Below are 11,129 nucleotides of genomic sequence, written 5' to 3'. Positions count from 1 at the left end.
GGGCGCAGCCCGCGAGAAATCCTCCAACTGCGTGAGTCCTACCAAAATCCAAAATCCAAAATCCCCAACTTTGTCCTCCTGCCTGCTCAACAAAGGGAGGCTTTGATGCTGAAATAGAAGCATGGGGCTGACACGGCGCGAATTTTTGCAGCGGAGCAGGGGGGCGATCGCCATCGGTGGGGCGCTCGGCAGCGGCCTGTGGGCCTGGGGCGATCGCGCTGGGCAAGTGCTGGCCGCGCCGACCTCGCGCAAGCTAGCCCTGCTAATCGGCATCAGCCAGTATCCCGAAGCCGTGAGCGATATTCCCCCTGTGAAAGGCGGGCTGCTGCCAGGAGCGCTGACGGACGTGGAAATGCAGCGACAGGTGTTGCAGCACCGCTTTGGGTTTCAGCCTGCGGATATGGTAACACTGACGGATGAGCAAGCCACCTGGGCAGGCATTACGGAGGCATTTCAAGCCCATTTGCTGGAGCAGGCGAAACCCGGCGATGTGGTGGTGGTTCACATCAGCGGTCTGGGCAGCCGAATGCGCTCGGCGACCGATCCCGAGCAGCTCTGGGACAGCATCGTGCCCATCGATGGCGGTCTGCCCACGAGCGATCGCCCCCTGATTGCCGACCTCACCCGCGCAACGCTGGAACAGTTGGTGCGATCGCTCCCCACCTCGCAGGTGTTGACGCTGCTGGATTTGGGCTTCTCGAACCTGGGCACCTCGCTCCAGGGCAACCTCCGGATTCGGGCCCGTCCCAATGCGCCCACGGGCGACCTGCATCCCCAGGAACTTGCGCTGCAAGAGTCGCTGGGCGATCGCCTCCGGGCTGCCAAGGCAACTCTTTCGGGCCCGCTGCCGGGGCTATTCCTCACGGCTGCGGCCCCCGGCCAGGCGGCGCTAGAAGGTCGCTGGAGTGGCTTTAGCGCAGGTCTACTCACCTACGCCCTGACGCAATATCTCTGGGATGCCACCGCAGGCACAGCCCTCTCGACAGTGCTGACTCAAACCAGCAGCAGCATCAAGCGGCTGTCGGGCGCAAACCAAGAGCCACAGGCAAACGGTACGCTTAGCCGCGATGGAACCAGTGCCTATCCGCTTGTGCCTGCGGAAGCCGGAGCCGACGGGGTGATCCTGGTCGCGCCGGACTCTGCCCGGACGCTGCGCCTCTGGGCGGGCGGACTGCCACCGTCTGCCCTCAGCGCCTATAGCCCCGGTTCGCTTTGGGAAACCCTCGGCAGTGCGCCGCAACTGCTGCGGGTGCAGAGCCGAGACGGGCTGACGCTGAAGGTTTTGCCCGTGATCGAGGGCGCGTCCGTAGAGCCAGGACAGCCCGTGCAAGAGCGGGCGCGCCTGCTGCCCCGCAGCGTGGGGCTGACCATCGCCCTCGACAGCAGTCTGGATCGGATCGAGCGGGTGGATGCCACCAGTGCATTTACGGCGGCGAAGGTGTCGCTGGTCAACGCGGGCGAACAGTCGGCCGACTATCTCTTTGGCAAGCGTCGGGCGGTGGAAACGACAGTAGCAGCAGTATCGCTGTCAGAGTTGCCTAATCCAGCCGTGCAGACGGACGTTCCCCCGTCCCAGCCTGTGTTGGAGATGCCTAGTTCACCTGCAAGCCTGGATGGAAAGTATGGTCTGTTTTATCCGGGGTGTGTGCCGCTGGGCATTGAGCCATCCACAGCAGATGAAGCGGTGAAAACAGCGGTCAATCGCCTCACACCCCAACTGCGATCGCTCTTTTCCATGAAGCTGCTGCGGCTGACGGTGAATGCGTCGTCCTCGCGCCTCAGCGTGCGGGCGATTTTGGAACAGATCGGGCCGGGTTCCACCACCGCTCGCCCCCTGCCCATCGTGCAGCAAGAAACCGTCAGCATTCCCAACCGCCTCAGCAGCAAGCGCCTGGGGGCAGCGGTCGAATCCGGCGCACCCGTCCCCGCAGGCAGCACCCTCCGCTACTAGCACCGAGCAGCCGCCGCTGCTGCCCGGATCGAGCCTGACGCTGCCCGCCGATCCCTCTCCGGGCTGGGTCGTGCCCAATGTGCCCGGCCTGGCGGAAATCTTCCTCATTCTCAGCGTGGCTCCCTTTCGCCGGACGCTGGCCGGGCTGCCCATCGCCCCCGGAGCGACCCCCCGACAGGCGATCGCCCTCCCCAACCCCCTCGATGTGGCCCAGTCCATCCTGCAAGACCTGCACGATGCCACTTCTGATGCCACTTCTTCTGATGCCACTTCTACAGACAGCTCTTCCTTAGGCAGCTTTCCAAGCAATTTCCCAGGCGACTTCTATGCCTTGGACGTAACGCGCTGGGCGACGCTGCACCTCATGTACCGGGTTGAAGCAACGGCCTAGCGGAAAGCCAGCGGCTGAGACTGGACGAGACTGAACGAGATTGAGTTCCAGGAAAATTGCTGGCTAATAGTTGGGCTGCGGCCCCAGTTCGCCCAGACGATCGACTGGCCAGAAGCGCACCACCGCCCGTCCGATAATATTCTGGCGAGGCACATAGCCCCAAAAGTGGCTATCGTAGCTGTTGTTGCGGTTGTCGCCGAGCACCAGGAACGAATCCGCAGGAACCTTTTCTGGGCCCCACTGATAATCAGGCGGGGACTGAATATAGTTTTCTTCGATGGGCTGGCCGTTGATCAACACGCGCCCGCCCGTCACCTGCACCGTTTCACCGGGCAGCCCAATCACTCGCTTGATAAAGGCCTCGTTGAGGCTGGGGTTTTGCTGCTTGAGCGCCTCAGTGGGGTTAAACACGATGATGTCGCCGCGTCGGGGTGGGTTGAAGTGATAGCTGATTTTTTCCACAATCAGGCGATCATTTACCTCCAGCGTCGGCAGCATGGACTCGGAAGGGATATATCGCGCTTCCGCCACAAAGGTGCGAATGCCCAGCGCCAGCACTACGCTCAGGCCAATCGTTTTGATCCCTTCCATGAGGGGGCTGTCGGCCTTGGGCTTGGAGGCAGCAGGCTCAGCAGGAGGCGTTTGAGGGGTGGGGGAATCAGATTGACTGGACATCTGCGAGTCTATGTAGTTAGGAGTTGATGTACTTGATGAGGTAAACGATGAGGTGAACTCAGAATCGGGTGAGCCTAGAAATCTGGAGACGGTCTAAGAGGGTGTTTGAAAAGGTATCGCCTGTCATGTTAAGCACTCAGAGACCCCCCTGGTCCCCCTTAAAAAGGGGGGAAACCGTCTTAAAGTCCCCGTTTTTAAGGGAGACTTAGGGGGATCTTGCACGCTTTGCTCCAAACAGCAGGACTTTTCAAATATCCTCTAAGGCTAGGGATGTAACCCAAGTCAGCCGTAATTTCAGACGTATAGCCGTTAAGTACAGCCGTTACGGTTTATGTGGGTTAATGCACAATCATTACGATAGACCACTTTCCAGCAGACGACACCCTTTCTTTCTCCCAGTTTATCCGAGGAGCAAACGTACTTTTTAGCTCTGGCAGAGGCTAACACAGGTGTTCTGTCTGAAAAGTTAACTCCTAAAGTCAACTTTTCAGACAGCCGCTCACAAAATTGGGGACGCGCCGATACAATCGTTTCACAGTCTAAGGGGACATCGAGGGATAGCAGGTAGCGTATGGCAAGTTTAACCACTGCTCCACTGGTCATCCGTCAGGCGCAGGTCTTGCTGCCGGATGGAACGATGGCGCTGCGGGATGTGCGCGTCGAGAATGGGGCGATCGCCCAAATTTCTCCAGACCTTCCCCCAACGCCAGACGACATCCTTATCGACGCAGCAGGGCTGACATTGTTGCCAGGGGCGATCGATCCGCAGGTGCATTTCCGCGAACCAGGGCTGGAGCATAAGGAAGACCTGTTCACCGCCAGTTGCGCCTGTGCCCAGGGCGGCATTACCTCGTTTCTGGAAATGCCCAACACGCGCCCACTGACGATTACCCAGGACGCATTGGACGACAAGCTGCGCCGCGCTTCGGAGAAGTGCCTGGTCAACTACGGCTTTTTTATCGGCGCAACGCCGGAAAATCTGCCCGATCTGCGGACGGCGAACCCGGTCTGCGGCATTAAGGTCTTCATGGGGTCGATGCACGGGCCGCTGCTGGTGAATGACGACGACGCGCTGGAGCGAATTTTCTACCGTGACCTGAGCGACCCGAATTACGAAAATCGGCTGATTGCCGTCCACGCCGAAGACATGGCGAGAATCCTTCAGCGGCGCGAAAAGTATGCCGGGGTGAGCGATCCGGCGATTCATTCCGTGATTCAAGACAACGAGGCGGCGCTGATCGCCACGAAGCGGGCGCTGGCGCTGTCCAAAAAATATCAGCGGCGGCTCCACATTCTGCACCTGTCTACGGGTGAGGAGGCGGAACTGCTGCGGCAAGACAAGCCCGCCTGGGTGACGGCCGAAGTCACGCCCCAGCACTTGCTGCTGAATACCTACGCCTACGAAACTATCGGCACGCTGGCGCAGATGAACCCGCCGCTGCGATCGCCCCAGGACAATGCCATCCTCTGGCAAGCGCTGATGGACGGCGTGCTGGATTTTATCGCCACCGACCACGCCCCCCACACGCTGGAGGAAAAAGCCCAGACCTATCCCAACACCCCCTCTGGAATGCCTGGTGTGGAAACCTCGCTGCCGCTGATGCTGACCCAGGCGGCCAAGGGACGTTGCACCGTTGCTCAGGTGGTGAACTGGATGTCTACTGCCGTGGCCCGAGCCTACAAAATTCCCAACAAAGGGGCGATCGCCCCCGGCTATGATGCTGACCTAGTGCTGGTAGACCTTAGCACCTACCGCCCGGTGCAGCGAGAAACGCTGAAAACCAAATGCGGCTGGAGTCCCTTTGAAGGCTGGGATCTGACGGGCTGGCCGGTGGTTACGATTGTCGGCGGCCAGGTGGTTTTTGATCACGGCACGCTGAATACGGCAGTGCGAGGGCAGGCGCTGCGGTTTGAGTGAGGAAGGAAAAACGAAAAACGAAGAACGAAAAACGAAGAACGAAAAACGAAAAACAGAACCTCTTCGTTCTTCCCTCTTTGTTCTTCCTTCTTCCTTCTTCCTTCTTCCTCCAGCCCCCTTCTGCTATATCGTGAAAAAGGCAGACGAGCGGACGAACCTCGCATGACACTATCGGAAATTGGCGTAGCCGTCGTGGGCACTGGGTTTGGGCAAAAGATTCACATTCCCGGTTTCCAGATTCATCATCAAACGAAATTGGTGGCGGTGCAGCACCGCGATCGCCCCAAGGCAGAGGCGATCGCCCAGGCGCACGGCATTCCCCACGCTTGCCAAACGGTGGAAGAAATAGTAGCCCTACCAGAGGTGCAGGCAGTCAGCGTCACCACGCCGCCGTTCTTGCACTACGAGCAGGCGAAAACCGTGCTGAATGCAGGCAAGCATTTGCTGCTAGAAAAGCCCACGACTCTGTCGCTGGCCGAGGCGGAGGAATTGCAGAATCTGGCCCAGTCCAAAGGACTCGTTGCGGCGCTGGATTTTGAGTTCCGCTTTGTGCCCACCTGGATGCGGCTGGCAGAACTGCTAGCCGAAGGTTTTGTGGGGCAAAAGCGGCTGGTGAAGGTGGACTGGCTGGTGAGCGGTCGCGCTGATGCCAATCGCCCCTGGAACTGGTACGCCCGTAAGGAGCAGGGCGGTGGGGCGTTGGGGGCGCTCGGTTCCCACACGTTCGACTATTTGCGCTGGCTCTTTGGCCCGGCGACGCGGCTCTGCGGCAGCCTCAGCACCACCATTCCCACCCGACCCGACCCAATCACGGGCGAGCCAAAACCCGTCGATTCGGACGATACCTGCCGCGTCTGGCTGGATCTGGCGGACGGAACGCCCGTGCAAATCACCCTTAGCACCGTCACGTTTCAGGGCCGTGGGCATTGGGTGGAGGTGTATGGCGATCGCGGCACGCTGATTCTCGGCAGCGATCATCAGACCGATTATGTCCACGGTTTTAAGCTCTGGGCTGCTCCGGCGGGGCAGTCGCTCCAGGAGGTCGAAATTCCTGATCGCCTCGCGTTTCCCCAAACCTACCCGGACGGTCGGCTTGCGCCGTTTCTGCGGGTGGTGGATAGCTGGGTGCGGGCGATCGCCCAGGAATCGTCACCCATGCCCACGCTGGCCGATGGGGTCTATTCGCAGCGGCTAATCGACCGCACCCACGAATCCCATCAAAAAGGGGGCTGGGTGAGCCTGTAGTGACCCGTCCAACCCCCCTGATTTGTCATAGCAGGAGCGAACTAGCGACGAACCTGCCCCTACCGGCCGCTAAAGTTGCTGCGACCGTGGTCAATTCCAGAGCCAGTCACGCTGCAAAAACTGCGGCTGACCGACGTGCCGCCGCTGGTCTGGATGTTGCAAGTGCCAGACGCAGAAACCGTGCGATAGCCCATCTCAGAAGAGCGGAATTGGTTAACCTGAAGTTCCACCGCACCCTCAAAGTTGCTTCGCACCGTGCCAATGTACTCGACGTTGAAGCGCCCACCCGTGAGGCTAAAGGAACCGTCGCGGTTTTGGCGACCAATCACTAGCTGAGACTCGCCGGAGCCGTTGTAGCGGGCGTTGTCGATAGTGCCCGTGCCGCGAAATACATCGTTCGTGGGCGTGGGGGAGGGTGCAGGAGAGGGGGCAGTGGTGGAGAGGTACTGGCCAAAGACCCAGCCTTCGCCGCCCCGCTCGCCCACCACAAAAGCCCAGTTGCCCTGGCGGCGGATAATCTCGACGCGATCGCCACGACGGAGAACGAAGGTGACTGGGAAACTGGTGCCTGGGCCGCTGCGAACGTTTAGATCATTGACCGTCACTGTCGCAACTTGGGCCAGTGCAGCCGTTGCTGCAATGACCAGGGCTGAGCACGCTGCAAGACCACCTGCGATCCAGTGTTTTACACGCATATGAATCATCAATTCCTGTTTTTGAGACCACAACAAAACGAACGCTAACGGTTCGATAAAAGCGCAGTAGAATTTACCCAAAATCAACGCTTGTTACACAACGCTTGTTACACAACACCTTCACACCAGCGCATACGCTGCGTTAACGTCCTGCGTGATGCAAGCCGACTCTTGTGTTTGATAAGCGGCTTGATAAACCTGAAGCTGATCCTAAACGCTTAAACTTTACCAGATTTGCCCAAAATCACTTCAAGAAATAGAGAAAAATTTCCTTAAGAGCTTCGTTCTCCAGCAAATTCCCGGCAAGTCTCCGATCAAGATAAACCAGCATCATCGCACAATCTCTTTTGCATCCTCTGTTTTCTTCACCTCTCTTCTGACGCAGTAGCGATTGTGAAACAGATTTAAGCCGAAACAGATTTTAACCAATGCATTGGGTAGCGCCAAAAGTATCGGTTCTAAGGGATCGGCTCAGGGATTGGCTCTATTGACGATCGCCCAGCCAGAATGCCAAAGATAGAACAGCGCAACGCGATTTCTTTTGGGCGATCGCCATCATCTCTTTGTTCGTACTGTTTGCACTGTTTGCGCTTTTTGCACTGTTTGCGCTTTTTGCACTGTTTGTACTGTTTGCACTGTTTGTACTGTTTGCACTGTTTGCGCTTTTTGCACTGTTTGTACTGTTTCTTCGCCGATACTCCGCATGTATTTGTCAAAATCTGACTTCAAGCTGGCTCGGTCTTGCCCTACGAAGCTTTACTACCACAAACTGGGTTATCCTTCGGTGCAGGCCGGCAGCGAGTTTTTGGAACTGCTAGCAGAGGGCGGATACATTGTGGAGGCGATCGCCAAACTGCGCTTTCCAGACGGAGTTCGGGTGCAAGCCGAAGCAGACCCAGAAGCGGCAAATGCAGAAACGCTGGCGCTGCTGAACCGTGCCGACTCCATCACGCTGTTTGAGGCGACCTTATTGTGCGATCGCGTCGTGGCGCGGGCCGACATTTTGGTGAAACGGGGGCGACGGATTGACCTGATCGAAGTCAAGGCCCGATCCTTTGACCCCACCGAGTATCAAAAGCGCATCGCAGAAGGAAAATCCAGCCTGTTTTCGCTGGCGGCCTGGCGCGACACGCTCGAAGATGTCGCGTTCCAAATCCACCTGCTGCGATCGCACTTCCCCGATTTCGAGATTCGCGCCTTTCTCATGCTGCCCGACAAAACCAAACCTTCCGCCATCGACCAACTGCATCGCCAGTTTCAAGTACGGCGTATTCCAGTAGATGCAGGCTTTTCGCAGATTCAGGTCGAGTTTTTGGGCAACGAAGCAGCGCTCAGCGCGGCCAGCTTTCTGATCCAGATCGACATCACCGCCGAAGTAGAGGCGACGCTGCCGGCAGTTCGTGCAGGCATTCAGCAATACACAGCGCTGCTTTGGCCCAGCTTGCAACGGGCCGAACCCGCCCTGTCGATCAGTTGCCGCGACTGCGAATATTGGGTCGAAGACGAAGCCCCGCTCAACGGTTTTCGCCACTGCTGGGGCGACCTAGCAGACGTGTCGCCGCATCTGCTAGACCTGTATCGCGTCGGCAGCCTGGGCGATCGCGCTAATGAACTCATTCAGCAGGGCAAGGTTAGCCTGTACGATGTAACGCCGGATCTGCTGGTCAAAAAAGACGGCTCCATGAGCGCCTACAGCGATCGCCAACTGCGCCAACTCCATCACACCCGCGAAGACACCGAGTGGGTTTCGGCAGAGCTAGCGGACATTTTAGACAGTTTTGACTATCCGCTGCACTTTATCGACATGGAAACCTGTGCGCCTGCCATTCCCTGCTACAGCGGGATGCGCCCCTACGAAACGATCGCCTTTCAGTGGAGTTGCCACACGCTGACCGCACCCGATGCCGAGCCGCAGCACGAATGCTGGATCTGCACCGAAGATGAATTTCCCAACTTTGCCTTTGCCGAATCGCTGATGCAGCGCCTCGGCAGCACGGGCACGCCCTTTATGTGGAGCAAACACGAAAACACCGTGCTGCGAGAAGTACTGGAGCAAATGACCCGGCGCAGCTATGACAACCCTGCCCTGCGCGACTGGCTTGGCCACACCGTCAAGCTCAACGGGGGCGATTGCGGCCGCCTGGTCGATCTCTGCCAGCTAACAGAAAAGCATTACCTCCATCCCCAGATGCGCGGCAGCACCTCGATCAAAGTCGTGGTAGAAGCGATCTGGCGCACCAATCCAGCCCTGCGCGATCGCTTTCCAGAATATGTCCGCTATGACGAGACCGGCCGCCTGCTCAGTCCCTACAAAGCACTACCCACGCAGTCGATCCACGGAGCGGCGATCGCCGTCACCGAAGGCCCTTCCGCCATCCGCGCCTACCGCGCAATGGTTCACCATACTGAGGGCCCCTGCGACCCCGCCACCCGCGACCAGTGGAAAGACCTGCTGCTGCAATATTGTCAGCTTGACACCGCCGCAATGGTGATGGTCTGGTGGCACTGGGCGGGACTGTTGCGGGGGAAAGAGAGAAGAGGGTGAGGGAAGAACGAAGAACGAAGAGGGAAGAACGAAGAGGGAAGAATGGGGTTTTCGTTCTTCGTTTTTCGTTCTTCATTTTTCATTTTTTCTACAGCACCCGCAGTACGCTAGGGATCTCCGCCACGCCCTCAAAGCCTCGAATCTCTGCCAGGGCTTTGCGGAAGTTGCCCTCGCGCACGTCATGGGTGACGACGACGATTTCTGCTAGGTCGTCCTGGAAGCCGATTTGCACCACGGATTCTAGGCTCACGTCATGATCGCCAAAGCAGGTGCCCAGTCGCCCAATCACACCGGGCATATCGCGGGTCAGAAAGCGGGCGTAGAAGCGGCTGACGACTTCATCCATCGGGCTGATGGTGCAGTAGTGCTGATGGATGCAGGCCAGCAGCGGATGCAGGTCGGCAGTGGAATGGGGCGACGTTTCGCCTGAAGTTTTCGCAGAGGTCTTCAAAATCGCCACAATGTTTTGGATATCCGACACGACGGCGCTGGCAGTGGGCCCAGACCCCGCGCCGCGACCAAACAACATCACCTGCCCCACCGGATCGCCCTCAAATAAGATGGCGTTGTAGACATCGTTGACGCTGGCGAGGGGATGGCTCTTGGGCAACAGCGTCGGGTGGACGCGCACTTGCAGATGGTCGGTCGCGTCGCCGGGGGCGCTGGGTTCCCGCAGGGCCGTAGCCAGCAGCTTGATCACAAACCCCAGGCGATCGGCGTAGGCGATGTCGGCGGCGCTGATACTGCGGATGCCTTCGCAGTAGACTTCGGGCAGCTTGATGCGGCCGCCAAAGGCGAGGGAGGCCAGGATAGCAATTTTGTCGGCGGCATCGAGTCCGTCTACGTCGGCGGTGGGATCAGCTTCGGCATAGCCCAAGCGCTGGGCATCCGCCAGCACTGCATCAAAGTCTGCGCCTTCGCGGGCCATGCGCGTCAGGATGTAGTTGGTCGTGCCGTTGACAATGCCCATGACGCGGTGGATGCGGTTGACGCTGAGGGATTGTTTCAACGGCTGAATGACCGGAATGCCGCCTGCTACGGCCGCCTCGATCATGACGTACACTCCGGCAGTGCTGGCTGCATCAAAGATTTCGTCGCTATAGCGGGCAATGACGGCTTTGTTGGCGGTGACGACGTGTTTGCCGTGGGCGATCGCCTTCAAAATGAGCGATCGCGCTGGCTCTAGCCCGCCAATTACCTCCACCACAATGTCAATGTTTGGATCGGTGACGATGGCTTCTAGGTCAGTAGTCAGCAGGTCGGCGGGCAGATCCACCGGGCGCGGCTTGTCGAGCGATCGCACGCCCACTTTGCCAAGCTCGATTTCCTGCACCAGCGGATGGCGCAACTCCGGATTCAGCAGAATCTCCGCCGTCCCCGCACCCACCGTTCCCAAGCCCAATAGCCCAATCTTGAATGCCACAGTTCTCGACCCGTGAAAATCATCTTCCCCCAATTGTAGGAGGGAATGTCTGCGCGGGTGAGGGCGGCTTCTGAGGTGTGTCGCTTTGAGTTGCACTTGCCCAATTTACACAAGCTCCGGGCGGTTATCTCTTGACAGGTCGAGATTATATGTATATACATACTTTATGGACTAGATTTCGTCTTCCTCCAATTCGCAGTCTGATTCGGCATTGTTTGACTCGACATTGTTCTGATTTGGCACTGAATGACAAACCCGAATTTCAGTTCAAACCTCAATTTGAATG

The 11,129-nt window shown here is 58.4% G+C and carries 8 protein-coding genes; 5 read left to right on the top strand and 3 right to left on the bottom strand.

Going from position 1 to position 11,129, the window contains the following annotated elements; genetic code table 11:
• The first annotated feature begins 121 nt into the window (after window positions 1-121).
• Complete coding sequence (locus IGS51_RS19340; protein ID WP_297080427.1) at window positions 122-1,951, top strand: caspase family protein; 1,830 nt, start codon at window positions 122-124, stop codon at window positions 1,949-1,951.
• A gap of 70 nt (window positions 1,952-2,021) precedes the next feature.
• Complete coding sequence (locus IGS51_RS19335; protein WP_297080426.1) at window positions 2,022-2,342, top strand: hypothetical protein; 321 nt, start codon at window positions 2,022-2,024, stop codon at window positions 2,340-2,342.
• 63 nt (window positions 2,343-2,405) lie between these two features.
• On the opposite strand, the gene lepB is transcribed toward IGS51_RS19335, so the two are convergent.
• Window positions 2,406-3,017, bottom strand: coding sequence for a signal peptidase I (lepB, locus tag IGS51_RS19330; protein ID WP_367279383.1), 612 nt, complete (start codon window positions 3,015-3,017; stop codon window positions 2,406-2,408).
• 571 nt (window positions 3,018-3,588) lie between these two features.
• Here lepB and IGS51_RS19325 point away from each other — a divergent pair.
• Together IGS51_RS19325 and IGS51_RS19320 are read left to right on the top strand one after the other, a co-directional pair.
• Entirely contained in the window at window positions 3,589-4,935 is a 1,347-nt protein-coding gene (locus IGS51_RS19325; RefSeq protein WP_297080425.1) for a dihydroorotase, read from the top strand.
• Between the two features lie 162 nt (window positions 4,936-5,097).
• Complete coding sequence (locus tag IGS51_RS19320; RefSeq protein ID WP_297080424.1) at window positions 5,098-6,180, top strand: Gfo/Idh/MocA family oxidoreductase; 1,083 nt, start codon at window positions 5,098-5,100, stop codon at window positions 6,178-6,180.
• Between the two features lie 59 nt (window positions 6,181-6,239).
• Here the strand turns inward: IGS51_RS19320 and IGS51_RS19315 are convergent, their stop codons facing one another.
• Complete coding sequence (locus IGS51_RS19315; protein WP_297080423.1) at window positions 6,240-6,785, bottom strand: SH3 domain-containing protein; 546 nt, start codon at window positions 6,783-6,785, stop codon at window positions 6,240-6,242.
• Window positions 6,786-7,578: 793 nt separating this feature from the next.
• Between IGS51_RS19315 and IGS51_RS19310 the strand changes: the two genes are divergently transcribed.
• Complete coding sequence (locus tag IGS51_RS19310) at window positions 7,579-9,420, top strand: DUF2779 domain-containing protein (protein WP_297080422.1); 1,842 nt, start codon at window positions 7,579-7,581, stop codon at window positions 9,418-9,420.
• Between the two features lie 88 nt (window positions 9,421-9,508).
• On the opposite strand, the gene IGS51_RS19305 is transcribed toward IGS51_RS19310, so the two are convergent.
• Window positions 9,509-10,843, bottom strand: a complete 1,335-nt coding sequence (locus IGS51_RS19305; protein WP_297080421.1) for a homoserine dehydrogenase — start codon at window positions 10,841-10,843, stop codon at window positions 9,509-9,511.
• Window positions 10,844-11,129 lie beyond the last annotated feature (286 nt).

The organism is Thermoleptolyngbya sp. M55_K2018_002, from assembly GCF_015295965.1.
GTDB classification, from domain to species: domain Bacteria; phylum Cyanobacteriota; class Cyanobacteriia; order Elainellales; family Elainellaceae; genus Thermoleptolyngbya; species Thermoleptolyngbya sichuanensis.
This window is presented reverse-complemented; position numbering and strand designations above follow the sequence as displayed.

Excerpts from the sequence above, each read along its gene's own strand:
- IGS51_RS19320 (WP_297080424.1), top strand. The coding sequence starts at position 5,098 with ATGACACTATCGGAAATTGGCGTAGCCGTCGTGGGCACTGGGTTTGGG.
- IGS51_RS19325 (WP_297080425.1), top strand. The coding sequence starts at position 3,589 with ATGGCAAGTTTAACCACTGCTCCACTGGTCATCCGTCAGGCGCAGGTC.
- IGS51_RS19310 (WP_297080422.1), top strand. The coding sequence starts at position 7,579 with ATGTATTTGTCAAAATCTGACTTCAAGCTGGCTCGGTCTTGCCCTACG.
- lepB (WP_367279383.1), bottom strand. The coding sequence starts at position 3,017 with ATGTCCAGTCAATCTGATTCCCCCACCCCTCAAACGCCTCCTGCTGAG.
- IGS51_RS19340 (WP_297080427.1), top strand. The coding sequence starts at position 122 with ATGGGGCTGACACGGCGCGAATTTTTGCAGCGGAGCAGGGGGGCGATC.